This is a genomic window from Sphingomonas olei (assembly GCF_045369765.1).
In the GTDB taxonomy this organism is placed as follows: domain Bacteria; phylum Pseudomonadota; class Alphaproteobacteria; order Sphingomonadales; family Sphingomonadaceae; genus Sphingomonas; species Sphingomonas panaciterrae.
Genome location: NZ_JBIQEU010000001.1, coordinates 1 through 22,614, shown reverse-complemented (window position 1 = coordinate 22,614; position 22,614 = coordinate 1). Strand labels below are relative to the sequence as shown.

Genomic DNA, 22,614 nt, shown 5'->3' with positions numbered 1-22,614 from the left:
CGCAAGCACAGGTTCGCCGATACGCGGGAGGCGATCGATTTCGCGCAGGCGCATGATCTGGCGCTATGGCCGTATCGCTGTGACCGGTGCGGTATGATCCATCTGACCAGCCGCCGGAAGGGCAAGTGGCGGCCGCTGTCGTGACGCGGGCGGCCGCGCGGCGCTAGCGGGCGGGCTCCGCAACGCTGCTGTCGGACGGCGCCAGCAACTCCGGCTGACCGGCGATCGCGCCGGTGCCGCGGCGGCCCCGCTTGGCGCGGTACAATGCCTCGTCCGCTCCCTTCAGCAGCGTCGAACGGTCGGCGTGCGCATCATCGAGCACGCAGGCGCCGATGGTCGCGGACACGGTGATCTCCCGATCATCGGCGCTGACCGTGTGGCGCAACTCGGACAGCAGGATGCCGATCCCCTCTGCCAGCCGCTCGCGCGCATGGGTGCCGCGCAGGAGGACGACGAACTCGTCACCGCCGAGGCGGGCAGCAAGATAATCGCCAAGATAATCCGCGGCGCGCAGCCGGGCCGCGACGACGCGCAGGACTTCATCGCCCGCCGGATGCCCGCGGCGATCGTTCACCTCCTTGAACCGATCGAGGTCGATGATGGCCACCGCGAGCGGGGAGGAGTGTTCCCGCGCGCTGACGATCGCCTCGTCAATCTGCTCGTTGAACGCGCGGCGGCTGGCAAGACCGGTGAGATCGTCGGTCAGCGCGTATGCCCGCAGCCGACGTTCGACCTTGTAGCGTTCGGTGATGTCCTGGATGACGCCGATCATTGCCACGACCTTGCCGTCACGCAGTTCCGGCTCGCCCATCGTGCGAACGCGGCGCTGCACGCCATCGGCGTTGATGAAGTCGAGCTCCAGGTCCCAGGGGCGGCCTTCTGCCTTGCAGGCGACGAGCGCCTGTTGCAGCAACGCGCGATCGCCCGGCGCGTAGAAGGACATGGGCTCGATCGCCGCAGTGTCGGTGTCGGGTGGCAAATGGTGGATGGCGTAGGTTTGCGCCGACCAGTGCGACCGCCCAGTGTGCAGATCGAGCCGCCACGAGCCGATGCGCGCCATACGTTCGGCCTGCTGGAGCAGCCGCTGGGCACGCTCGATCTCGACCAGCGCCTCCTGCCGCTCGACTGCGAGGCGCAGCCGGTCATTGCTGATCCGGCGGGTCGACAGGATCGATTCCACGACCCGCGCCATGCCTTCGAACAACGCGATCTTGTCCGCAGGTGGCGTTTGCGGGCGATCATCAGCGACGCACAAGGTGCCGATCGGGAGCGGAGGGCGACCGTCCTCTGCGCTGATCCGCAGCGGGACGCCGGCGTAGAATCGGATATGCGGCCGACCGGTGACGAAGGGATTGGTCGCGAAGCGCGGATCCGCGCGCGTGTCGGGGATGACCAGGGTTTCGTTGGCGGCCACCGTATGCTGGCAGATCGACGCATCCCGCGGCGTTTCCGCTTCGTCGAGGCCGAAGCGCGCCTTGAACCACTGGCGGTTCACGTCGAGCAGCGAGACGAATGCCATCGAGCAGCCGAACAGGTGACGCGCGCCCTCCACGATCGCGTCGAACTCAGCTTCGGGCGCGGTATCGAGCACTTCAAGCGTGCGCAGCGCGCGCAAGCGCTCTTCTTCAAGCGCGGGCGACATGGGTCGACCTTCTGTCACAATGCTTACCCAAATGTTAACGCCGCGGCGCTCAGCGCAGCGGCTTTTTTTCCAGTTTGCGGGCGAGGGTGCGGCGATGCATGCCGAGCCGGCGCGCGGTTTCGGAAATGTTGAAGCCGGTTTCCGCCAGCGTTTCGTTGATCCGTTCCCATTCCAGCGTCTTGATCGATGTGCTGCGGCCTTCGATCGGCACGGCAGCGTCCCCCAGAGCGGCCTTGCCGAACGCCGCTTCGATATCGTCGGTGTTGGCGGGCTTTGCGAGATAATGGCACGCGCCAAGCTTGATCGCCTCCACCGCTGTTGCGATGCTGGCAAAGCCGGTGAGGACGACGATGAGCATGGCGGGGTCAAAGGCGTGGAGCCGTTCCACGCAGGCGAGGCCGGAAGCGCTGCCCAGCTTCAGATCAACCACCGCATAGCCGGGATGCGCTTCTTCCAGCGCGGCCTCCATTTCGGCAGGGCCCTGCGCCACCCAGACCGCATAGTCGCGCCGTTCAAAGGAGCGTTGCAGGGTCCGCGCAAAGGTCGAGTCATCCTCGACGATGAGGAGGCGGCGCTGATCGGTCATGGCGATGGTGTACCAGTGCGGCAGTCGCTTTCAAAACGCGCGGCGCGGATTGTCGCGATCAGCGCCGCTTGGGGGCGAGCGGCAGGACCAGCCTGACCTCCGCACCGCCGCCTTCGCGGTTCACGGCCTCAAGTCGGCCGCCGAGCCGGCGGGCAACGTTGTTGGCCAGGAACAGGCCAACGCCGTGGCCGGCCCCCTTGCCGGACTGGTAGAGTTTGCCAAGGCTGGCCAGCTGCGCCTCGGTAAAGCCGCGCCCGTCGTCGATCACGGCGATCACCAGTTCCTCGCCGTCGCGCGTGGCGCGCAACGTCAGCCCGGCAGGGGATGCCTCGGCAGCATTGTCGAGGAGGTTCCAGATCGCCTGGCGAAGCGCGGGGCCGGCAACCACCGCGGCATCGCCGAGGGCTTCCAGATCCACCACCAGCGGCGCGCTGGCCAGCGTGGGGCGCCATTCATCGACGATGTCAGCGAGGAAGGCGCCCGCCGGGACGCTTTCCATCGCCTCGCCCCGCGGCTCCCCGGCGGAATGGAGGATATCGGTGACGATCGCCTTGCAGCGCTGCACCTCGGCCTGCATGTCATCGAGCTCGGCGGCGAGCTCTGGATCCTGTGCGATCTTGGGCAGGCGGCGCCAGTCGCCCAGGATGACGGCGAGCGAGGCGAGCGGGGTGCCGAGTTCATGCGCCGCGCCGCTGGCGAACAGCCCCATGCGCACGATCCCTTCCTCCTCCGCCGCACGCTGGCGCAGATCGGCGAGATAGGCGTCACGGGCGCGCAAATTGCGGCTGATGCGGGTGACGAACATGGCGAGCAGCACGCCGCTGAGCACGAAGCTGAGCCATGCGCCGAAGGTGGTGAGATCGCCGATCAGCGGCTCAAGCTCCGGCGGGTAATCGAGCGGGCGGCTGCCGACGGTCAGGCCGGCGAAGCAGATTGCGGTCAGAACGACCAGCACCCAGACCGACCAGGTTTGCAGCAGGATCGCGCCCAGCACGACCTGCAGCAGATAGAGCGACACAAACGGGTTGGATGCGCCGCCGCTGAGCGACAGTTGCGCGGTGAGCGAGCCGACGTCGAACAGGAGCCCGAACAGGAGCGCGATCCGCGGCACCCGCTTCGTGCGGAGCAGGGCGAAGCTGATGATATTGGCGCCGGCCTGAAGCGCGATGACGAGCAGCATCGGCAGCAACGGCAGGTGAAAGCCCAGCGCATATTCGACGAACAGGATCGTCAGGAGCTGCCCGGCGACGGCGATCCAGCGCAGATGCACCAGCTGGCGCATATTCTCCGCCGCGGTGGAATCACGCGACGATCCGGCCTGGTCGGAGCGGCGGCCCGTCAGTGCGAGGATCGGGGCTTCCATCAGCGCCGCCGGCCCGAGCGCAGGACCATCACCGCGCCAGCCACGCTCAGCAGCGCCAGCGCGAACCAGGTTACGGCATAGGACAGGTGATTGTTGCGGAAGGAGATCACGGTCAGGCCACCGACCGGATAGCCGCCGGGATTGGGCGTATCGTCCGCGTCGATGAAGAAGGGCGCGGTCGCCCCAAGCTGGCGTGCGCGGGCGATCGCCGCCACGTCGCGCGAGAACCAGCGGTCGGCCGCCGGATCATTGCTGCGCAGGAAGCCGCCGCCGGGTTCGGGGTCGCGCATGAGGCCGGTGACCGTGACCGGCCCGGTGGGGAGCGCGGCCTGGCGGGTTGCGCGGTCGCGGCGGTCATCGGGCACATAGCCGCGATTGACGAGGATGATGCCATCCTGGGTCTGCAGCGGGGTGAGCACCCACCAGCCGCCGCCCAAGGCGGTGAGCGCCTGAACCAGCGTTTCGCGATCGTGGAGGAAGGTGCCGGTCACGCGGACCCGGCGATAGGCGTTGTCGCCCTGCCATTCATCCCGCGGGGGGAGGACGGAGGGGGCGGCGTGAACCCGCCCCCCCACCTTGGCGATCAGATCGAGTTTCCATGCGCGTCGCTCGACCTGCCAGATGCCCAGGCCCGCGAACAGAATGGCGAGCGCCAGACAGAGGCCGGCGAAAGCGACGCGCCGCATCACATGCCGATGCCGTCCATCGGCATCATGTTGGTGTTGAGATGGTACATGATCCACAGCGAGCCGGCGATCACGATGGCGACGATCACCAGGGTGAAGAGCATGGTCAGCATCGTCCAGCCACCTTCCGACTGACGGTTCACGTGCAGGAAGAAGACCGTGTGCACGATGATCTGCACAAAGGCGAGCGCCACCACGATGACGGCGGTCAACTGCGCCGTCAGCGTGCCGCTCATCACCAGCCAGAACGGAATGGCCGTGAGCACCGCCGACAGGAGGAAGCCGATGACATAGCCGCGGGCGGAGCCGTGGCCGTGGCCACCATCGGGCGGCGGCCCGTCATGGTGCTGATCATGGGCGTGGGCCGACGCATGCGCCGGGGCGTGGGGCGTGCTCATCGCAGAACTCCGAGCAGATAGACGAAGGTGAAGACGCCGATCCAGACGACGTCGAGCAGGTGCCAGAACATGCTGAGGCACATCAGGCGGCGGCGGTTCTCGGGGATGAGGCCGCGCTGACCCACCTGGACGATCATCACGAGGATCCAGATGAGGCCGCTGAACACGTGGAGGCCGTGCGTGCCGACGAGCGTGAAGAAGGCCGACAGGAAGGCGCTGCGCATCGGCGTCGCGCCTTCATGGATCAGCTCGGCGAACTCGTACAGCTCGATCGCGATGAACGCAGCGCCGAACAGCGCGGTGATCGCCAGCCAGAGCTGCGTGCCCTGCTTGTTGCCGCGCTCCATCGCGATCATCGCCATGCCGCAGGTGATCGAGGAGATCAGCAGCATCGCGGTGTTCAGCGCGACCAGCGACAGATCGAAGATCTGGAAGGGCGCCGGGCCGCCGGCATAGCCGGTGCTGAGCACGCCATAGGTGGCAAACAGGGTCGCAAAGATGAGCGCGTCGCTCATCAGATAGATCCAGAAGCCCAGCATCGTGCCGCCGGAGCTGTGATCGTGATGATCCGCTTCGGTCTGGTAGAAGACGGGCGGGGCGTCGTCGGCCCCGGCCATCTTCCGTGCATCCTCCACGGTGGGGGAATGGTTGGTCATGTCAGGCTCCCGCCAGCGCGTTCTTGCGTTCATTCTCGGCCACTTCCTCGGCCGGAATGTAATAGTCGCGGTTGTAGTTGAACGTGTGGGCGATGCCGTAGCCGATCATCGCCACGAAGCTCGCGGCGGCCAGCCACCACATGTACCAGATCATCGCGAAGCCGAGCACTGCGGCGAGCGCCGACAGGATGACACCGGCCCCCGTGTTACGCGGCATGTGGATGGGCCGGTAACCACTGGTCGGGCGCTTGAAGCCGCGCACCTTCATGTCGTGCCACGCGTCCAGATCGTGCACCACCGGGGTGAAGGCGAAATTGTACGCCGGCGGGGGCGAGCTGGTCGCCCATTCCAGGGTACGGCCGTCCCAGGGATCGTCGCCGACGCGCAGCTTCTCACGGTTCTTGATGCTGACCGCGATCTGGATGACGAAGGCCGCGATACCGATGGCGATGATCACCACGCCGACGGCAGCGATCATGAACAGCGGCTGGAGCGTCGCGTCGTCAAGGTGACGCAGGCGACGGGTGACGCCCATCAGGCCTGCGACGTACATCGGCGTCCACGCGATCCAGTAGCCGATCACCCAGCCCCAGAAGTGGATCTTGCCCCAGAACGGATCGAGCTTGAACCCGAAGGCCTTGGGCCACCAGTAATCGATGCCGGCGAACAGGCCGAACACGACGCCGCCGATGATGACGTTGTGGAAGTGCGCCACCAGGAACAGCGAGTTGTGCAGCACGAAGTCGGCCGGCGGGATGGCAAGCATCACGCCCGTCATGCCGCCCACCACGAAGGTGAGCATGAAGGCAACGACCCACTGCATCGGCAGCTCGAACCGGATCTGGCCACGGTACATGGTGAACAGCCAGTTGAAGATCTTCGCACCGGTCGGGATCGAGATGACCATCGTCGCAATGCCGAAGAAGCTGTTGACGCTGGCGCCAGAGCCCATGGTGAAGAAGTGGTGCAGCCACACCAGGTAGCTCAGGATCGTGATGACGACCGTGGCATAGACCATCGACGAATAGCCGAAGAGCCGCTTGCCGGTGAAGGTCGAGGTGATTTCCGAATAGATGCCGAACACCGGGAGGATGAGGACGTACACCTCCGGGTGACCCCAGATCCACACCAGGTTCCAATACATCATCGGGTTGCCGCCGAGATCATTGGTGAAGAAGTTGGTGCCGACGTAGCGGTCAAGCATCAGCATCGCGAAGGCGGCGGTCAGCACCGGGAAGATCGCGACGACCAGCACGTTGCTGCACAGCGCCGTCCAGACGAACACCGGCAGCTTCATCATCGTCATGCCGGGCGCGCGCATCTTGATCACGGTCACGACCATGTTGATGCCCGACAGCGTCGTGCCGACCCCGGCGATCTGTAGCGCCCAGAGATAATAGTCGGGCCCCGGATCAGGGCTGTTCTGCAGGTTCGCGACCGGCACATAGTTCAGCCAGCCCGCGCGGCTGAATTCGCCGACGAACAGCGAGACCATGACCAGCGCCGCACCGGCAGCCGTCAGCCAGAAGCTGAAATTGTTGAGGAACGGGAAGGCCACGTCGCGCGCGCCGATCTGCAGCGGCATCACATAGTTGATGATGCCGACCACCAGCGGGATCGCGACGAAGAAGATCATGATCGTCCCGTGCGCGGTGAAGATCTGATCATAATGGTGAGCGTTCAGATAGCCTTCGTTCGCACCGAAGGAGATCGCCTGCTGTGCACGCATCATCACCGCGTCCGCGAACCCGCGGAGCAGCATGATGATGCCCAGGATTATGTACATAATCCCGATCTTCTTGTGGTCCACGCTGGTGAACCATTCGTGCCACAGATAGCCCCACAGCTTGTACTTCGTGATCGCGCCGACGATGCCGAGGCCCAGCACGACGACGACGGCAAAGGTCACGAGCAGGATAGGCTCGTGCACGGGGAAGGATTCTAGACTGAGGCGACCGAAGATCGTCTTCAGAACGGATTCGTTGAACATGAGGAGCTCCGGCGGCTCAGCCGCGCGCCGCGCCGGTCACGCCGGGCACGGTTGGCAGGAGAAGGAAGGACATGTCGCGGTTGCGGGGCGAGTCGGGCTTGGTCGAACCAGGCGCGCCGGGCTGCGGCGGCTTGCTGAGGTGCGGCGCGGGTTCGATTTCCTCGCTTTCCTTGAGCAGCGCGCCATCGGGCTTTTCGCGCGGGATCGACGTGCGGCCGGCGGGCGCCCCGACAGGGCGCATCTCGTGCGGCTTGGCACCGCGCAGCGCCGCGTCGCGCGCCATGATCTCGCTCATGCACGGCGTGCCGGGCGTGACGCAGCGTTCATAGATGCGCTGGAACAGCTGCGGCTGGACCGAGGAGAAGAACATCGCCGGCACCTGTTCGCTGGGCTTTTCCAGCTTCAGGTAATTGGCGGTGTCGAGCGAGCCGCCGCGTGCCTTCACCTCGTTCACCCAGCGATCAAAGCCGGCATTGTCCACGCCCAGCAGCTTGAAGCGCATGTAGGAGAAGCCGGCGCCGCTGTAGTTGGCGGACATGCCCTCATAGTCGCCGGGGCGATTGAGTACCGCGTGCAGCGTGCTGCGCATCCCCGGCATGGTGTAGACCATCCCCGCCAGCGTCGGCGCGTAGAAGGTGTTCATCATGTTCGTCGACGTCATGTCGAACCGCACCTCGCGGTTCACCGGGAGCGCCAGTTCATTGACCGTCGCGATGCCCAGTTCCGGGTAGATGAACAGCCATTTCCAGTCGAGCGACACGACCTGGACCAGCATCGGCCGTTCGTTCTTCGGCTTCGGCTGAGTCGCGGAGATGCGGTTCAGCGGGCGGAACGGATCGAGCAGGTGAGTGCTCGACCAGGTCAGCGCGCCGAGCGCGATGATGATGAGGAGCGGGGCCGACCAGATCACCAGCTCCAGCGAGGTGCTGTGATCGAAGTGGGGATCGTAGGTCGCGTCCTTGTTGCCCTTGCGATAGCGCCAGGCGAACACCACCGTCAGGATCATCACCGGGACGATGATGAGCAGCATCAGCCCGACCGAGGCATAGATCAGGTTGCGCTCCTGAAGCGCGACGTCGCCTGCCGGATCGAGCACGGCGCTTTGGCAACCGGCGACGAACAGCAGGAGCGGAAGCAGGGCCAGGCGGGCGAACCGCGGGACCGGGGCGGGATGATCGGGCATATCCAGGCGCTCCTAGGCCGAGTCCAGTAGCCGCTACATTGGACAATTTGTCCAATCCCGTCACTGGCGTCGGTTAGGCAGAGGAGTGTATTAGTGACCCCCGAGGCGGGCCAATCATTAATCGCACGGCCGAGTGCCGCGGGAGCATGACGGAAAATGACTGCATCGACCAACGCGCCGGATTCGGCAGCCCTGGAACGAGATGCCCGACTGATCAACGCGCGCCACAAGGATGTCGCGCCCGGCGAGATCGCCATCGGCGTGATCATCGGCCGCACCAGCGAGTTCTTCGACTTCTTCGTCTATGCGATCGCATCGGTGCTGGTGTTCCCGCAGCTGGTGTTCCCGTATGTCGATGCGCTGACCGGCACGCTCTATTCCTTCGCGATTTTCGCGCTGGCATTCATCGCGCGGCCGTTCGGCACGCTGCTGTTCATGTGGATCGACCGTGTCCATGGCCGCGGCACGAAGCTGACCATCGCGCTGTTCCTGCTGGGCGGGTCGACGATCTCGATCGCGCTGCTGCCCAGCTATGCCCAGGTCGGCACGCTGTCAGCGGTGCTGCTGGCGCTGTTCCGCATCGGTCAGGGCGTGGCGCTGGGCGGGGCGTGGGACGGTCTGCCGTCGCTGCTGTCGCTGAACGCGCCTGAGGAAAAGCGCGGCTGGTATGCGATGATCCCGCAGCTGGGCGCGCCGCTTGGCCTGCTCGTCGCCTCCTGCCTGTTCGCCTATTTCCTCGCGATCCTGTCGCCTGAGGACTTCATCAGCTGGGGCTGGCGCTATCCGTTCTTCGTGGTGCTGGCGATCAACGTCGTGGCGCTGTTCGCCCGCCTGCGCCTCGTCGCGACGCCCGAGTTCGAGCGGCTGTTCGAAAGCCGCGAGCTGCAACCGTCGCCGGCGTTCGCCACCATGTTCCGTGAGCGCCGCACGATCATCCTTGGCGCCTTCGCCCCGCTGGCGAGCTTCGCGCTGTTCCACCTCGTCACCGTCTTCCCGCTGTCGTGGGTGACGCTGGAAGTGGGCGAGGACCCGGTGCGCTTCCTGGGCATCGAGGCGCTGGGCGCGGTGGTCTGCGTCCTTGCCATCCTGGCCTCGGGCGTGATTGCCGACCGGGTCGGCCGGCGCGCGGTGCTGGGCGTCTCGGCGGCGCTGATCGCGGTGTACAGCGGCTTCGCCCCGCGCCTGCTCGACGGGGGCCAGGTGGGCGAGACGATCTACATGATCGGCGGTTTCGCGCTGCTCGGCCTGGCGTTCGGACAGTCGTCGGGCGCGGTGAACAGCAACTTCCCGCCCGAATCGCGGTACACGGGCGCGGCGATCGTCGCCAATGCGGCCTGGGTGATCGGCGCCGGCTTCGCGCCGCTGGTGGCGCTGTTCCTCGCCAGCCGCTTCGGTCTGTGGTCGGTGGGCCTCTACCTGCTGTCGGGCGCAATCTGCACGCTGGGGGCGCTGGCGATCAACAAGGACTTCGCCCGCCGGGCGGCCTGATCGCGGCGCTTACCCGCATCCTGATGCACGAACGGGCGCCGACGATGTCGGCGCCCGTTTTCGTTTGGCTTGGGACTGGCAGGTTTGCGCCTGTCCTAGGAGAGGGGCGCGGTCAGTCCTTGTCCATCCGGGCGCCGACGTGCCGCTCGCCACGCTTGCGGGCGAGTTCCTCCTGCCGGTGACGCTCGGCGAGGCGGGCGCGCTTGTCGTCGTCCAGGTCGGCGTGACACGCGGGGCAGCTGATGCCCTCTTCATACAGCGGCGACTGGCGCTCCTCGGGGCTGACCGGGCGGCGGCAGGCGCGGCACAGCACGTGCGTGCCAGGGGCCAGGTCGGGCGTCACCGCGACACGCTCGTCAAAGACGAAGCATTCGCCCTGCCACGAGACTTGGTCCGCCGGCATCTTTTCCAGATAGTTCAGGATGCCGCCTTGGAGGTGATAGACCTCCTCGATCCCCTCCGCCTTCAGGAAGGCCGTGGATTTCTCGCAGCGGATCCCGCCGGTGCAGAACATCGCGACCTTCTTCTTGCCCGCGGTCAGCTGGTCGCGATTGGCGCGGAACCAGGCCGGGAAGTCGCGGAAGCTGCGTGTCTCGGGGTTGATCGCGCCGGGGAAGGTGCCGATCGCGACTTCGTAATCGTTGCGCGTGTCGATCACCACCGTGTCCGGCCGGGTGATCAGGGCGTCCCATTCCTCGGGCGCGACATAGGTGCCGACATCGGTGAGCGGATCGAGATCCGGCTGCCCCATGGTGACGATCTCTCGCTTCAGGCGCACCTTCAGCCGATGGAAGGGCTCGGTTGGCGCCCAGGCGTATTTGACCGCGAGGTCGGCACAGCCGGGCAGGGTGCGCAGGTGCGCGACCACGGCGTCGATTGCCGCGGCCGAGCCCGCGATCGTCCCGTTGATCCCCTCATGCGCCAGCAGCAGCGTTCCCTGCACGCCGTGCGCGCGGCAGCACGCCTCAATGCCATCGCGCAAGCCAGCGGGATCATCGAAGCGGGCGAATTGATACAGCGCGGCGGTGCGGAAGGGCAGGGTCATGATCAGCCGGCAGGAGTAGCGGCGGGGCACTCAAGAGAGTGTGTCGTAACCCCGCCGATAATCAATGGTGCGGTCGAGAAGACTCGAACTTCCACGTCCTTTCGGACACAACGACCTCAACGTTGCGCGTCTACCAGTTCCGCCACGACCGCACGTGATGTCCACCGGGCTGGCCCGGCGGCTGGCAGGAGCGGGCCACTAGCAAGGCTTGTTGGGGCTGGCAATGGGTCCCAAGGCTCAAATCGTAAGTTTGTGCGGAAAAATGATGCGCCGCGATCCGCAGGCCCCGGGGCCGTGGATCGCGGCCCGGCAATCAGCTGTCGCCTTCGCCCACGAAGCTGAGTTCCAGCTTCTTGGAGCTGGCCGGCACGTCGAGCTTGGCCGAGTTGAAATCGATCGCGCTCTTGGGCGCCAGCGTGCGCTGCTGCGGGATGATCGTCCAGGTGTAGACGATCCGGTTCTGGTCATCACGCAGGTCGGCGCGGATGTCGGGCACGCGCTGCCGCTCGTTCGACGGGTTCAGCACCTTGCCGCTGACCGCGAATAATTCGCTGCCGTTGCTGATCTCCCGCCGCTCGATTGGATTGTCGATCAGCCGCAGCGGCGTTTCCTCCGGCCCGAAATTGAGCCCGAGCTGAGAGGCGAGGCCCGGCGCGCTGGTCCACAGGATGGCCCCGACCGCGACCAGCATCAGCAGCGCAGCGAGCACCGCCGCAATGGTCCAGCGGCGCGCCGGGTTGATCCGCGGGCGGCCGCCGGGGGGCGGGGCGGCGCCGTTGGCTGCCGGCGGCGACACGGGCGCGGCGAGCGCGGATGCAAAGGAAGCCGGCGCAGCGGTTGCAGGCGGCGAAGCGACTGCAGGGGGGGCAGCGACCGTAGGGGGCGTGTTGTTGGACGCCGCCGGAGAGGGGGTGGCTGGCGCCTCCGTTCCCCGTTGCGGGGGCGGTGGATCGGATGCTGGTGCGTCGGCAGCGACAGTCGCCATCTGCGGGCCGGCGGCGAGCGCCTCGATCGCGCGGGCGTCAGGCGCCTGGTGCCAGCTGTGGCGGCAATTGGCGCAGCGCACCGTGCGACCCTCCGGGCCGATCGATGTGTCGGGCACCAGATACCGGGTGCGGCATTCGGGACATTCGAGGATCATCGCGCGTCGTTACCGGCGTAGGACAGAAGGGCTGAAGCCATGGCGAATCTAAACACGCCCTGCGCCCCGCTTGCAAGCGGAGGTTGAAGCGGAAGGCTGCATCGTGCGATGGCGCGTGCAAGACATCGGTGGTTCAAGGGACAAGCAGCGCCGCAATGGCGAATATCGTGCAGTTCGAGAATGTGGGGCTGCGCTACGGGCAAGAGCCTGAAACGCTTTGCGATGTCAGTTTCGCGCTGGCTGCCGGTTCCTTCTATTTCCTGACGGGCGCGAGCGGCGCGGGCAAGACATCGCTGCTGCGTTTGCTGTACCTCGCGCAGCGCCCCAGCCGGGGCGTCATTCGCCTGTTTGGTGAGGATGCCGTGACCATGCCGCGCAGCCGCCTGCCGGGCTTTCGCCGGCGGATTGGCGTTGTCTTTCAGGACTTTCGGCTGGTGCCCCATCTGTCGGCGGCGGATAATGTCGCGCTGCCGCTCAGGATTGCAGGGATGCCGGAAGCCGAGATTGCGGAGCCGGTGAGCGAGATGCTCGCCTGGGTCGGGCTGGCGGAGCGCGCCGACGCGAAACCGGCGACGCTGTCGGGCGGCGAGCAACAGCGTGTCGCGATTGCGCGGGCGGTGATCGGGCGCCCGGAAATGCTGGTGGCCGACGAGCCGACTGGCAACGTCGACCCGGAAATGGCGGAGCGATTGCTGCTGCTGTTCGATTCGCTCAATCGGCTGGGCACGACGGTGGTGGTGGCCACCCACGACCTGCACCTGATGCACCGGGTGCCGGGCGCGCAGATGATGCGGCTGGTGAAAGGCCGGCTGCAGGATCCCACGGGGACGTTGCGTCATCCACCGGCACGAGAGCTGCCATGAGTGGGGCCGGCGAGCGGACCCGGCGCGTCCTGGACGAGGCGCGCGGGGTACGGGCGATGGTGTGGATCATCGCCATCATGCTGTTCCTGACGGTGCTGGGCGCGGCGCTGGGGCTGGCCACGCGCAATGCCGCGAGCGGGCTGGAGAACCAGCTCGCCGGGCGCGCGACGGTGCAGATCGTGACCGGCGACCCGGCACGTCGCCAGGTGGAGGCGGACCGGGTCCTGGGCGCGCTTCGCCGGCTGGAAGACGTGCGCGCGGCGACGCCGGTGGACCGCGGCGAACTGGCCGCGTTGCTGCGGCCGTGGCTGGGGGACGCGGGCGCTGATCCCGACCTGCCGGTGCCGACGATGATCGACCTGGAACTGGCGAGCGGCGAGCCGCGGGCGCTCGAGCGGGTGCGTGCGGCGGTGACGAAGATCGCGCCGGGGGCGCGGGTCGATACGCATGAGGCGTGGATGACGCCCGTGGCGGATTTCCTCGACCTGATCGTGCTGATCGCGGCGGTGCTGGTGATCCTGCTCGCGGGTGCGACCGCTGCGGTGGTGGTGCTCGCGGCGCGCGCGGGGCTGGAGGCGCATCGCCAGACGATCGAGATCATGCACATGCTGGGATCGACCGATGTGCAGGTGGCGCGGCTGTTCCAGCGGCGGATCGCGCGTGATGCGGCGATTGGCGCGGTGATCGGCGGGCTGGCGGCGCTGGCGATGTTGCTGCTGATCAGCGCGCAGGCCGCGGGGCTTGGGTCCGAGCTGCTGGGGCAGGCGACACTGGGGCCGTTGGGCTGGGCGACGCTGGCGCTGCTGCCGGTCGCCTTTGTCCTGCTGGCGGCGCTGGCGGCGCGGCTGGCGATCACCCGCACGCTGGAGCGCGTCCTGTGATTTCGCGGTTCGTCGGATTGCTGGCGGTGGCCTGGGCGCTGGGCTTCGCGGTGTTCATGCTGCGGCTGGCCGAACCGGCCGAGCCATCGCTGACCACCGACGCCATCGTCGTGCCGACCGGCGGGCCGGGGCGTATCCCTCGGGGGCTGCAGATGATCGACGAGGGCCGGGCGAAGCGGATGCTGGTGACGGGTGTTGCCACGGGCCTGCGCAAGGCGGACCTGATCGCCGCCAACGGGCATGAGCGGGCGATCGCCTGCTGCGTCGACCTGGGCCGGGAGGCGGTGGACACCAGGTCCAATGCCGAGGAGACGGCGCGCTGGATGCGGGAGCATGGCTATAAGTCGGTGCGGCTGGTGACATCGGACTGGCATATGGCGCGCGCCCGGATGGAACTGGGGGCCGCGCTCGACGGCGACGTCACGATCCATCGCGACGGCGTGCGTGCCGAACAGCCGCTTGGCCGGCTGGTCAACGAATATAACAAGCTGATCCTTCGACGGATCGCCTTGTGGGCAGGAATCGACGGAATATGAACTGGTTACGCACGATCCTGTATCAGATCGTCTTTTACAGCGGGTCGGTGCTGATCGTGCTGGCCGTGCCGCTGGTAGCGCCGTTCGGGCAGAAGGCGACGATCCATCACGCGCATCGCTGGGCGCGGCTGAACCGCTGGGCGGCGCGCGTGTTCCTGGGGGTGACGACGCGGGTCGAGGGGGAGATCCCTGAGGGACAGTTCCTGTTCGCGGCCAAGCACCAGTCGATGTACGAGACGACCGAGCTGCAGCTGATCCTGGGCGGGCCGGCGATGGTGCTGAAGCGTGAGCTGAGCCGGATCCCTTTGTGGGGCTGGGCGACCAAGCTGTACGGGTCGATGTCGGTGGATCGCGAGGCGTCGGCGAAGGCGCTGCGCCGGTTGATGGCGGAGGGCAAGGAGCTTCGCGCGCAGGGGCGATCGGTGATCGTTTATCCTGAGGGAACGCGCGTGACGCCGGGGGAATCGCCGCCGCTGCGGTCGGGCTTTGCCGGGCTGTACAAGGCGGTGAACCTGCCGGTGGTGCCGATCGCGCTCGACAGTGGGCGGTTCATGCCGAAGAAGGGGCCGAAGCGGCCGGGCGTGGTGACGATCCGCGTTGGAACGCCGATCCCGGCGGGGCTACCGCGCAAGGAAATCGAGCAGCGCGTGTGGCAGGCGATCAATGCGCTGGAGCCCGGCGCGCAGGGGTAAGCGCGGCCGCCGGGCGGGTGCGAATGGCCTCAAAGCGGCGGTGAGCGGCCGCCCTCTGGCGAACTTTGGCCCGTCAGTCGTGCTTGCGGCCAAAGTCCGCGGCGGCATCATCCTGCCCCTGATCGACGATCGAGCGGCGGATCGTGCGGGTGCGCGAAAACAGGTCGAACAAGGTGTCGCCATCGTCCCAGCGGATCGCGCGCTGAAGGTGCGACAGATCCTCGCTGAAGCGTTGCAGCATTTCGAGCACGGCTTCCTTGTTGGCGAGGAACACGTCGCGCCACATCGTTGGATCGGAGGCGGCGATGCGGGTGAAGTCGCGAAAGCCGCCGGCGGAAAACTTGATCACTTCCGACTGGGTGACCTCGGCCAGATCATTGGCGGTGCCGACGATCGTATAGGCGATGAGGTGCGGCAGGTGGCTGGTCACCGCCAGCACGCGATCGTGATGGTCCGGGGCCATGATCTCGACCGTGCTGCCGAGCCGGCGCCAGAATTCGGCGACCCGCTCGGTCGCGGCGGGATCGCCATCGGGAAGCGGGGTGACGATGCACCAGCGGCCGCGGAACAGGGTGGCGAAGCCCGCCTCCGGCCCGCTCTGTTCGGTGCCCGCGACGGGATGTGCGGGAACGATCGTGGCGTTGGGCAACGCGTCGCGCAGCGCGCGCACCACCTCTGCCTTGCAGCTGCCGACGTCGCTGACGATCGCGTCGGCGGGGAGATCGGCCGCCATTTCCGCTGCCGCCGCGCCCATCGCGCCGACGGGGACGCACAGGATGACGAGATCGGCGTCGGTCACCGCGGCGCCGATCGTGTCGGTCACGTCGTCGACGATCCCGAGCGCGTCGGCGCGGCGGCGCACGTCGGGATCGGCATCATGGCCGACGAGCGCGACGGTGGGCATATAGTGACGCACCGCACGCGCGACGGAGGAACCGATCAGGCCGAGGCCGATGATGGTGACGCGTGCGAAGGGAAGCATCATGCCACCTTGGGTCAGGCCGCGCGGGCCGTGGGGAACGGGAGAGTGATCATTCGGCGCCGGCGAGCGTGCGCAGCGCCGCGATGACGCCGCGGGTTTCATCCTCGGTGCCGATGGTGATGCGCAGGCCGTGCGGGAGACCCTGGCCGGGGAGCCAACGGACGATATAGCCGGCGTCCATCAGCCCCTTGTACGCGGCTTCCGCGGTCAGATCGCCCTCGAACACCAGCAGCACGAAATTGGCCTGGCTGGGGATGGCGCGAAGGCCGGCATTGCCGAGCTTTGCGATTTCGTCCGAGAACCATGCCCGCCACTTCGCATTGTGGGCGGCGGCGTTGGCGACGAAATCGGTGTCGCCCAGCGCGGCGATCGCCGCCGACTGGCCGGCGATGGTGATCGAGAAGGGCAGGCGGATGCGGTGCATCGCCTCGATCAGCGGCGCGGCGCCATAGCCCCAGCCGATGCGTTCGGCGGCGAGGCCGTACATCTTCGAGAAGGTGCGGGTGACCAGCACGTTCGAGGCACGTTCCGCCAGCGCCATCGCGCCATCATCGTCCGCGCCGTCGATATATTCGGCATAGGCATGGTCGAGGACGAGCAGGATGTCGTCGCGCAGGCCAGCGTGAAGCCGCTCGATCTCGCTGCGCGGCGCATAGGTGCCGGTCGGGTTGTTGGGATTGGCGACGAACACCATCGTGGTGCGATCGGTGACGGCGGCGAGGATCGCGTCGACGTCGGTCGCATAATCCTTGTCCGGGGCGATCACCGGCGTCGCGCCGGTACGGCGGGTCGCGATCGGATATACCGCGAAGCCGTAATTGACGTAGATCACCTCGTCACCCGGCCCGGCGAAGGCGCCAGCGGCAAGGTGAAGCACCTCGTCCGAGCCATTGCCGTAGATGATCCGCGCGGGATCGAGCCCGTGCTTGGCGGCCAGCGCCTCACGCAGATCGGCCGCGCCGGCATCGGGATAGCGTTCCAGGCTGGTCGCTGCGCTGGCGAATGCCTCACGCGCGAGCGGGCTGGTGCCGAGCGGGTTTTCGTTGGAGGAAAGCTTCGCGACCTTGCGCCCGTCCTCGGTCGTCGAGCGACCGGGAACATAGGGCGCGATCTGCATGATCCATGGCTTGGGAGCGGGTCCGTTCATGGCGCGGGCGTGTAGCGGGGGGCGGCGCAGGTTGGCAATGTGGCGGCGGCATTTCGGCGCAAGCAACGCGGCACCAAATGTTCGGTACACGAATGGTTTGCTTGCGCCGCGCACAATGCTAGCGCGCACAGCATGTCCGCCGATGACCAGCGTTTCGGTCTCCAGCGCCACGTGATCCTGCCCGGCCCGCTGCCACTGGACGGCGGGGGCCAGCTCACGCCGGTCGAGATCGCCTATGAGACCTATGGCACGCTGGCGCCCGATGGCGGCAATGCGGTGCTGATCTGCCACGCGCTGACGATGGACCAGCATGTCGCCGGCGCCAATCCGCGCACCGGCAAGCCCGGCTGGTGGACTCAGATGGTGGGGCCGGGTCGCCCGGTCGACACCGACCGTCTCTTCGTCGTGTGCGCCAACGTGCTGGGCAGCTGCATGGGTTCGTCCGGGCCGGCGACGATCAACCCGGCGACGGGCAAGCCCTTCGCGATGAGTTTCCCGGTCATCACGATCCGCGACATGGTGCGCGCGCAGGCGATGCTGCTCGACCATCTGGGCATCGGGCGGCTGAAGGCGGTGATCGGCGGGTCGATGGGCGGGATGCAGGCGCTGAGCTGGCCCGCGACCTTCCCCGACCGGGTCGAGGCGGCCGTCATCATCGCATCGGCGGCGCGGCATTCGGCGCAGAACATCGCGTTCCACGAGGTCGGCCGGCAGGCGGTGATGGCCGATCCCAATTGGCGCGGCGGCGACTATTACGGCCATTCGGCGCCCGCCGCGGGACTCGCGGTGGCGCGGATGGCGGCGCACATCACCTATCTGTCCGAAGCCGGGCTGACCGAGAAATTCGGTCGCAAGCTGCAGGCGCGCGAGGCGAAGACGTTCGGCTTCGACGCCGATTTCCAGGTCGAGAGCTACCTGCGGTACCAGGGCATTGCCTTTGTCGATCGGTTCGACGCCAATTCGTACCTCTATATCACCCGCGCGATGGATTATTTCGACCTGGCGGAGGAACATGGCGGGCTGCTGGCCAACGCATTCCGCCAGACGCGCGCGCGCTTCGCGCTGATCAGTTTCGATACCGACTGGCTGTATCCGACGCGCGAATCGCGCAGCATCGTCCATGCGCTGAACGCGGCGGGAGCGCCGGTCAGCTTCGTCGAGCTGGCGAGCCCCTATGGCCATGACGCCTTCCTGCTCGATTCGCCCGAGATGAACCGCGTCGTCGCCGGCTTCATGGGGACGGGCGCATGACGCCGGGCGCGGGCAATCTGCGCGCCGATCTGGCGATCATCGCCGACCATGTCGCGCCGGGCAGCCGCGTGCTGGACGTCGGCTGCGGCGACGGCGCGCTGATGGCGGCGCTGCGCGATGGCAAGCAGGCGGACGCGCGCGGGCTGGAACTGGACCCCGGCAATGTCGCGGCGGCGGTGGGGCGCGGGCTGAGCGTGATCCAGGGCGATGCCGACGTCGACCTCGCCGGATACCCCGATGCGAGTTTCGATTACGCCATTCTGAGCCAGACGCTGCAGACGTGCCGCGCGCCCGACGTGGTGCTGCGCCACCTGTTGCGGATCGGCCGACACGCCTTTGTCAGCTTTCCCAATTTCGCGCACTGGCGGGTGCGGCTGTCGCTATTGTGGGGCGGGCGGATGCCGGTGACCCGGCTGCTGCCTGAACGCTGGTACGATACACCGAACATTCATCATCTGACCGTAGATGATTTTCGAGCGCATCTGAAAGAACAGGGCATCGCTGTAGAGGGTGCCTGGTTTCTGTCGGGTGACAAGAAAACAACATCTGCCGCAGCAAATATCCTGGCAGAACATGCGATATTCCTGCTGCGGGGAACGAAACACCCCTAATCTGTGTTGCGCAATCCAATCATGTCCAAGACCGCACTCATCATTGAAGACGAGATTTTCGTGGCGCTCGACCTCGAGCGGATATTGACTGATGCCGGCTACAAGGTGGCCGGGATCGCCGCCGACAGCGACCAGGCACTGGCCGCCGCGCCGGGATGCGAGATCGCCTTCGTCGACATCAACCTGCGCGATGGGCCGACCGGGCCGCAGATCGCCGAGCGGATCGCGCGCGATTATGGCGTGAAGGTGGTGTTCGTCACCGCCAACCCGGCGCAGATCGGCGTCCCGTCAGAGGCGTTGGGCTATGTACGCAAGCCGTTCAGCGACCGCGCGATCCTGGCCGCGGCGGCGCTGGCGAGCGGGATCGGCGAACCGGCCGACGACGAAGTGATCCGGATCAGCCGGACCGGCTGAACGACGCGACCGGCGCCTCCATCACCAGTTCCAGTCCCGTCGGCCGCCAATCGCGCACGACCGCGCCGCCGAGCTGGCGCACTGCGCTCAATTCAATCAGCTGGGTGCCGAAGCCCGCGGCGATCGCGCTTGCGTCGATGCCGGGGCCGCCCTCTTCGCGCCAGACGATCCGCGCCGTCGCTTCATCGCGGCTGATCGCGATCCACACGCGGCCGCCGGCGACCGAAAGCGCGCCATATTTGCTCGCGTTGGTGGCAAGCTCGTGGAACAGCAGCGCCAGCGGCGTGGCCGCGCGATCGTCGACCGCGATATCGGTGCCGCTGATGACCAGCCGCTCGCCGGGATGCGCCTGATAGGGGGCGAATAATTGCTCCAGCAGGCCGCGCAGGCTGTCCTGATGCGCCGAGGGGCGCGAATGCGGGCTGTGCGGGCGGACGAAATCATGCGCCTTGCCGAGCGCGGCGATGCGCGCGCGCAGGTCCGCGGCGAGCGGCACCAGTTCGGGATGGGCGCGCGCGGCAACCTGGATCAGCCCGCCGATCACGGCGAAGATGTTCTTGATGCGGTGCGACAGTTCCTGGCTGATCACCTCACGCTCCTCGAGCGCGAGTTTCTGCTCGTGGATGTCGGTGCAGGTGCCGAACCAGCGGGTGATCCGCCCCCTTGAATCGCGGATCGGCAGCGCGCGGCCGAGCACCCAGCGATAGGTGCCGTCGAAATGACGCAGGCGATATTCGATCTGATAGGCATCGCCAGTGGCAAGGCTGTGCTGCCACACCTGCCACGCGCGGGCCTGGTCGTCGGGGTGGAACATGTCGTTCCAGCCCTCGCCGTCGGTGGTGCCGGCCGGCGCGCCGGTGAATTCATACCAGCGTGCGTTGTAATAATCGTGATAGCCGTCGGGCAGCGTCGACCAGACCATCTGCGGCATGGTGTCGGCGAGCGTGCGGAAGCGTTCCTCGCTGTCGGCGAGCGCGGCGCGCTGTTCCCGCTGTTCGCGCGCAACGCGGCGGGCCTCCAGCCGGGAAATCGTAGCGGTGGCGAGGATTTCGAGGCCGCGGCGCTGGAAGTCGTTGAGCGGCGAGCGCGGCGACGTGTCGATCACGCACACCGCGCCGAGCGGCGTGCCCTCTCGCGAGACGAGCGGGGCGCCGGCGTAGAAGCGGATGAACGGATCGCCGGTGACGAGCGGATTGTCGCGAAAGCGCCCGTCCTGCGTCGCATCGACGACCTCCATCACGGCATGGCCGTGCATCGCGTGGGCGCAGAAGGATTGCGAGCGCGGCGTGCCGTCGACGTCGAGGCCGACGCGCGACAGGAAGAACTGGTCCTGCTGCTCGACCAGGCTGACCAGCGCGATCGGCGCCTGGCACAGTTCGGCCGCGAAGGCGGTGAGATCGTCCAGCAAGCCTTCGTCGCGCGCACCGGCGAGGTCATAGAGCTCCATCACGCGGGCGCGCTCAAGCTCGTCGAGTTCGGGCAGGGAGGAGAGCGTAACCATTCCTTCCGGGAAGTTCGGGTGGGGATCAACCGACGAAGGGCGAGGTTGATCCCGATCATGAAGCGGGGCCGCCATGGCCTGGTGGGAGCGGTGGGTGGTCAACGCGGCGCCCGGGTCACTGGACCAGCAATGGCCGTGCCGTGAAAGGAAAGATGCATCCAGTTTGCCCCGCCTGAAACCTTCGGCCGAGCGCTAGCATATTGCGCGCGGCCGTTCGAGTATTGGCACCGCGCCGGCTCGCTGATCGTGCGCGTTACGCCTTTGGGGTGATCGCGATGCTCAGGGGAAGCGCCTCACCGGCGGGAATATCGAGCAGGGCGCGGTCGAGATGCGGGACGAGGCCGAGCGCCGCCCAGGGCTGGGTTTCCGAATTGGTCTCCCCGGCGTTGAACGAAGTGCGCACCTCGATCAGGCCGTCGCGATAGTCGGCGGCACGCAGCAACGCCTGCGTCGCGGTGGCAGCGAGCTGTTGCAGATGGGCGCGGGTGGCGTCGGGAAGGGCGAGGCGGCCGGTGGCGGCGGCATGGTCGATGAGGTGGAACGCCCGCAGCGCGAGGCCGAGCTTGTAGGTCCAGAAGCCGGTGTCGACGAGATCGTCGTCGTCCATGCTCCGGCTGATGACGATCGTGGGATGATCGAGCGGGTCGTTGCCGTAGCTGGAGCTGGTCGGGGTGGCGATGCGCAGCGCGGTCACGCCGGCCGCGATGGCGGCGGCGAGGGCGGTCCGCTCCGCAGGGGCGTGTCAGGAATACTCGGTTAAGCGCTCAAGCTCCACGCCGACGATACTCCTGTCCCGGTGCTGGCGCCCGGCACCGGCAAGACCGCGACCGGGCGGTTATGGGTGTACCTGCGCGACAACCGACGATGGCGGCCGAGCGACAAGCCAGTCGCTCTCTTCCGCTACAGCCCTGACCGCAAGGGCGAGCGCCCGCGCGAGCACCTGAAGGCGTTCACCGGCTTTCTGCAAGCCGACGCCTACGCCGGGTTTGAGCGGCTCTACGACCCCGGCCGCAACCCGGTCCCATCACGCCCGTCGCCTGCTGGGCGCACGCCCGGCGCAAGCTCCACGGCGTCTACCAGGCCGACCCGAGCTCGGTTGCGACCGAGGGGCTTCGCATGATCCGAAGCCTGTACGAGGTCGAGCGCGGCATCGTGCAGGACCCGCATGACGACCGGCGCAAGGGGCGCAAGCAGTCGAAGCTGACTGCGCTCGACTTCTTCGCCTGGGCCGGTGACGTGCTGGGCCAGGTGTCGGCGCGGACGCCGCTGGCGGAGGCGCTGCGCTATGCGGTCCGGCTAAAGCCGGCGCTGCTCGCCTACACCGAGAACGGGCGGCTGGAGATCGACAACAACCTGGCCGAGAACGCCCTGCGCGGCATCGCCGTGGGCAGGAAGAACTGGATGTTCGCCGGAGCGGACTGCGGCGGCGAGCGCGCGGCTGCCATGTACAGCCTGCTCGAAACCGCCAAGCTGAACGGGGTTGAGCAGCCCCCACCGGGTGGTCCGGGTTGATTGTTAGTGCATCGTCGTCTCCGCCGCCATGGCCGGCTGGAGGTGG

At 67.2% G+C, this 22,614-nt stretch carries 22 protein-coding genes, 1 tRNA gene and 1 pseudogene; 9 read left to right on the top strand and 15 right to left on the bottom strand.

The genetic code is table 11. The annotated features are described in order from the left end of the window. Positions 1 to 163: 163 nt before the first annotated feature. Genes ACH0BU_RS00120 through cyoA form a run of 8 tightly spaced genes read right to left on the bottom strand, consistent with a single transcriptional unit; the run spans position 164 to position 8,504 of the window. Positions 164 to 1,642, bottom strand: a complete 1,479-nt coding sequence (locus ACH0BU_RS00120; protein ID WP_500263438.1) for a diguanylate cyclase domain-containing protein — start codon at positions 1,640 to 1,642, stop codon at positions 164 to 166. 49 nt (positions 1,643 to 1,691) lie between these two features. Next, on the bottom strand, positions 1,692 to 2,228 hold the full coding sequence (locus ACH0BU_RS00115) for a response regulator transcription factor (RefSeq protein WP_046408628.1): 537 nt from the start codon (positions 2,226 to 2,228) through the stop codon (positions 1,692 to 1,694). Positions 2,229 to 2,286: 58 nt separating this feature from the next. Next, positions 2,287 to 3,591, bottom strand: coding sequence for an ATP-binding protein (locus ACH0BU_RS00110; RefSeq protein ID WP_500263437.1), 1,305 nt, complete (start codon positions 3,589 to 3,591; stop codon positions 2,287 to 2,289). Continuing rightward, the gene (locus tag ACH0BU_RS00105; protein WP_500263436.1) at positions 3,591 to 4,277 is read right to left on the bottom strand and encodes an SURF1 family protein; all 687 of its coding nucleotides are present in this window, start codon (positions 4,275 to 4,277) and stop codon (positions 3,591 to 3,593) included. The genes ACH0BU_RS00110 and ACH0BU_RS00105 overlap by 1 nt, the downstream gene beginning before the upstream one ends. After that, positions 4,277 to 4,675 (bottom strand): cytochrome o ubiquinol oxidase subunit IV, encoded by a 399-nt coding sequence (gene cyoD / locus ACH0BU_RS00100; protein WP_125945553.1) that lies wholly within the window; start codon positions 4,673 to 4,675, stop codon positions 4,277 to 4,279. The genes ACH0BU_RS00105 and cyoD overlap by 1 nt, the downstream gene beginning before the upstream one ends. After that, on the bottom strand, positions 4,672 to 5,292 hold the full coding sequence (cyoC, locus tag ACH0BU_RS00095) for a cytochrome o ubiquinol oxidase subunit III (protein ID WP_197075459.1): 621 nt from the start codon (positions 5,290 to 5,292) through the stop codon (positions 4,672 to 4,674). The genes cyoD and cyoC overlap by 4 nt, the downstream gene beginning before the upstream one ends. 40 nt (positions 5,293 to 5,332) lie before the next feature. Continuing rightward, positions 5,333 to 7,321, bottom strand: a complete 1,989-nt coding sequence (gene cyoB, locus ACH0BU_RS00090; RefSeq protein WP_046408635.1) for a cytochrome o ubiquinol oxidase subunit I — start codon at positions 7,319 to 7,321, stop codon at positions 5,333 to 5,335. 16 nt (positions 7,322 to 7,337) lie between these two features. Further along, positions 7,338 to 8,504 carry a ubiquinol oxidase subunit II gene (gene cyoA / locus ACH0BU_RS00085; protein WP_125945555.1) on the bottom strand — a complete coding sequence of 389 codons (1,167 nt, stop codon included), beginning with the start codon at positions 8,502 to 8,504 and terminating at the stop codon, positions 7,338 to 7,340. A gap of 156 nt (positions 8,505 to 8,660) precedes the next feature. On the opposite strand from cyoA, the gene ACH0BU_RS00080 reads away from it, so the two are divergent. After that, on the top strand, positions 8,661 to 9,992 hold the full coding sequence (locus tag ACH0BU_RS00080; protein WP_046408637.1) for an MFS transporter: 1,332 nt from the start codon (positions 8,661 to 8,663) through the stop codon (positions 9,990 to 9,992). A gap of 112 nt (positions 9,993 to 10,104) precedes the next feature. On the opposite strand, the gene trhO is transcribed toward ACH0BU_RS00080, so the two are convergent. The 3 genes from trhO to ACH0BU_RS00065 all read right to left on the bottom strand — a co-directional run bounded on the left by trhO (position 10,105) and on the right by ACH0BU_RS00065 (position 12,178). Beyond that, complete coding sequence (trhO, locus tag ACH0BU_RS00075; protein WP_500263435.1) at positions 10,105 to 11,037, bottom strand: oxygen-dependent tRNA uridine(34) hydroxylase TrhO; 933 nt, start codon at positions 11,035 to 11,037, stop codon at positions 10,105 to 10,107. Between the two features lie 65 nt (positions 11,038 to 11,102). After that, a tRNA-Leu gene (locus ACH0BU_RS00070) sits at positions 11,103 to 11,189 on the bottom strand. A gap of 161 nt (positions 11,190 to 11,350) precedes the next feature. After that, entirely contained in the window at positions 11,351 to 12,178 is an 828-nt protein-coding gene (locus ACH0BU_RS00065) for an MJ0042-type zinc finger domain-containing protein (protein ID WP_500263434.1), read from the bottom strand. Positions 12,179 to 12,333: 155 nt separating this feature from the next. On the opposite strand from ACH0BU_RS00065, the gene ftsE reads away from it, so the two are divergent. From ftsE to ACH0BU_RS00045, 4 genes are read left to right on the top strand one after another with little or no spacing between them, the layout of a single operon-like run. Continuing rightward, on the top strand, positions 12,334 to 13,041 hold the full coding sequence (ftsE, locus tag ACH0BU_RS00060) for a cell division ATP-binding protein FtsE (protein WP_046408640.1): 708 nt from the start codon (positions 12,334 to 12,336) through the stop codon (positions 13,039 to 13,041). Continuing rightward, complete coding sequence (locus ACH0BU_RS00055) at positions 13,038 to 13,922, top strand: cell division protein FtsX (protein ID WP_500263433.1); 885 nt, start codon at positions 13,038 to 13,040, stop codon at positions 13,920 to 13,922. Before ftsE ends, ACH0BU_RS00055 begins: the two co-directional genes overlap by 4 nt. Next, entirely contained in the window at positions 13,919 to 14,458 is a 540-nt protein-coding gene (locus ACH0BU_RS00050; RefSeq protein ID WP_046408643.1) for a YdcF family protein, read from the top strand. Before ACH0BU_RS00055 ends, ACH0BU_RS00050 begins: the two co-directional genes overlap by 4 nt. Then, positions 14,455 to 15,150 carry a lysophospholipid acyltransferase family protein gene (locus ACH0BU_RS00045; protein WP_046408644.1) on the top strand — a complete coding sequence of 232 codons (696 nt, stop codon included), beginning with the start codon at positions 14,455 to 14,457 and terminating at the stop codon, positions 15,148 to 15,150. Before ACH0BU_RS00050 ends, ACH0BU_RS00045 begins: the two co-directional genes overlap by 4 nt. Positions 15,151 to 15,223: 73 nt before the next feature. Here ACH0BU_RS00045 and ACH0BU_RS00040 read toward each other — a convergent pair whose 3' ends face one another. Together ACH0BU_RS00040 and hisC are read right to left on the bottom strand one after the other, a co-directional pair. Continuing rightward, positions 15,224 to 16,132 carry a prephenate/arogenate dehydrogenase family protein gene (locus tag ACH0BU_RS00040; protein WP_500263432.1) on the bottom strand — a complete coding sequence of 303 codons (909 nt, stop codon included), beginning with the start codon at positions 16,130 to 16,132 and terminating at the stop codon, positions 15,224 to 15,226. 49 nt (positions 16,133 to 16,181) lie between these two features. Continuing rightward, positions 16,182 to 17,279 carry a histidinol-phosphate transaminase gene (hisC, locus tag ACH0BU_RS00035; RefSeq protein ID WP_500263431.1) on the bottom strand — a complete coding sequence of 366 codons (1,098 nt, stop codon included), beginning with the start codon at positions 17,277 to 17,279 and terminating at the stop codon, positions 16,182 to 16,184. 132 nt (positions 17,280 to 17,411) lie between these two features. Here hisC and metX point away from each other — a divergent pair, with 132 nt between their 5' ends. From metX to ACH0BU_RS00020, 3 genes are read left to right on the top strand one after another with little or no spacing between them, the layout of a single operon-like run. After that, positions 17,412 to 18,530, top strand: a complete 1,119-nt coding sequence (metX, locus tag ACH0BU_RS00030; protein ID WP_500263430.1) for a homoserine O-acetyltransferase MetX — start codon at positions 17,412 to 17,414, stop codon at positions 18,528 to 18,530. Further along, a complete protein-coding gene (gene metW, locus ACH0BU_RS00025; protein WP_125945561.1) occupies positions 18,527 to 19,141 on the top strand; it encodes a methionine biosynthesis protein MetW in 615 nt (204 codons plus the stop codon). Before metX ends, metW begins: the two co-directional genes overlap by 4 nt. Positions 19,142 to 19,162: 21 nt before the next feature. Further along, on the top strand, positions 19,163 to 19,555 hold the full coding sequence (locus tag ACH0BU_RS00020; protein ID WP_301090538.1) for a response regulator: 393 nt from the start codon (positions 19,163 to 19,165) through the stop codon (positions 19,553 to 19,555). On the opposite strand, the gene ACH0BU_RS00015 is transcribed toward ACH0BU_RS00020, so the two are convergent. Next, entirely contained in the window at positions 19,539 to 21,056 is a 1,518-nt protein-coding gene (locus tag ACH0BU_RS00015) for a sensor histidine kinase (RefSeq protein ID WP_500263429.1), read from the bottom strand. The genes ACH0BU_RS00020 and ACH0BU_RS00015 overlap by 17 nt on opposite strands. Before the next feature lie 253 nt (positions 21,057 to 21,309). Further along, on the bottom strand, positions 21,310 to 21,750 hold the full coding sequence (locus ACH0BU_RS00010) for a hypothetical protein (RefSeq protein ID WP_500263428.1): 441 nt from the start codon (positions 21,748 to 21,750) through the stop codon (positions 21,310 to 21,312). A gap of 72 nt (positions 21,751 to 21,822) precedes the next feature. Here ACH0BU_RS00010 and tnpC point away from each other — a divergent pair. Further along, positions 21,823 to 22,541, top strand: a pseudogene (tnpC, locus tag ACH0BU_RS00005) (IS66 family transposase); the annotation flags it as partial. Positions 22,542 to 22,614 lie beyond the last annotated feature (73 nt).

What these genes read in the sequence shown, in the direction of transcription:
- ACH0BU_RS00020 (WP_301090538.1), top strand. Translation starts at nt 19,163, where the DNA reads ATGTCCAAGACCGCACTCATCATTGAAGACGAGATTTTCGTGGCGCTC.
- ACH0BU_RS00120 (WP_500263438.1), bottom strand. Translation starts at nt 1,642, where the DNA reads ATGTCGCCCGCGCTTGAAGAAGAGCGCTTGCGCGCGCTGCGCACGCTT.
- cyoA (WP_125945555.1), bottom strand. Translation starts at nt 8,504, where the DNA reads ATGCCCGATCATCCCGCCCCGGTCCCGCGGTTCGCCCGCCTGGCCCTG.
- metX (WP_500263430.1), top strand. Translation starts at nt 17,412, where the DNA reads ATGTCCGCCGATGACCAGCGTTTCGGTCTCCAGCGCCACGTGATCCTG.
- cyoD (WP_125945553.1), bottom strand. Translation starts at nt 4,675, where the DNA reads ATGAGCACGCCCCACGCCCCGGCGCATGCGTCGGCCCACGCCCATGAT.
- ACH0BU_RS00045 (WP_046408644.1), top strand. Translation starts at nt 14,455, where the DNA reads ATGAACTGGTTACGCACGATCCTGTATCAGATCGTCTTTTACAGCGGG.
- trhO (WP_500263435.1), bottom strand. Translation starts at nt 11,037, where the DNA reads ATGACCCTGCCCTTCCGCACCGCCGCGCTGTATCAATTCGCCCGCTTC.
- ACH0BU_RS00015 (WP_500263429.1), bottom strand. Translation starts at nt 21,056, where the DNA reads ATGGTTACGCTCTCCTCCCTGCCCGAACTCGACGAGCTTGAGCGCGCC.
- ACH0BU_RS00110 (WP_500263437.1), bottom strand. Translation starts at nt 3,591, where the DNA reads ATGGAAGCCCCGATCCTCGCACTGACGGGCCGCCGCTCCGACCAGGCC.
- metW (WP_125945561.1), top strand. Translation starts at nt 18,527, where the DNA reads ATGACGCCGGGCGCGGGCAATCTGCGCGCCGATCTGGCGATCATCGCC.
- ACH0BU_RS00065 (WP_500263434.1), bottom strand. Translation starts at nt 12,178, where the DNA reads ATGATCCTCGAATGTCCCGAATGCCGCACCCGGTATCTGGTGCCCGAC.
- ACH0BU_RS00080 (WP_046408637.1), top strand. Translation starts at nt 8,661, where the DNA reads ATGACTGCATCGACCAACGCGCCGGATTCGGCAGCCCTGGAACGAGAT.
- ACH0BU_RS00105 (WP_500263436.1), bottom strand. Translation starts at nt 4,277, where the DNA reads ATGCGGCGCGTCGCTTTCGCCGGCCTCTGTCTGGCGCTCGCCATTCTG.
- ftsE (WP_046408640.1), top strand. Translation starts at nt 12,334, where the DNA reads ATGGCGAATATCGTGCAGTTCGAGAATGTGGGGCTGCGCTACGGGCAA.
- hisC (WP_500263431.1), bottom strand. Translation starts at nt 17,279, where the DNA reads ATGAACGGACCCGCTCCCAAGCCATGGATCATGCAGATCGCGCCCTAT.
- ACH0BU_RS00055 (WP_500263433.1), top strand. Translation starts at nt 13,038, where the DNA reads ATGAGTGGGGCCGGCGAGCGGACCCGGCGCGTCCTGGACGAGGCGCGC.
- cyoC (WP_197075459.1), bottom strand. Translation starts at nt 5,292, where the DNA reads ATGGCCGGGGCCGACGACGCCCCGCCCGTCTTCTACCAGACCGAAGCG.
- cyoB (WP_046408635.1), bottom strand. Translation starts at nt 7,321, where the DNA reads ATGTTCAACGAATCCGTTCTGAAGACGATCTTCGGTCGCCTCAGTCTA.
- ACH0BU_RS00040 (WP_500263432.1), bottom strand. Translation starts at nt 16,132, where the DNA reads ATGCTTCCCTTCGCACGCGTCACCATCATCGGCCTCGGCCTGATCGGT.
- ACH0BU_RS00115 (WP_046408628.1), bottom strand. Translation starts at nt 2,228, where the DNA reads ATGACCGATCAGCGCCGCCTCCTCATCGTCGAGGATGACTCGACCTTT.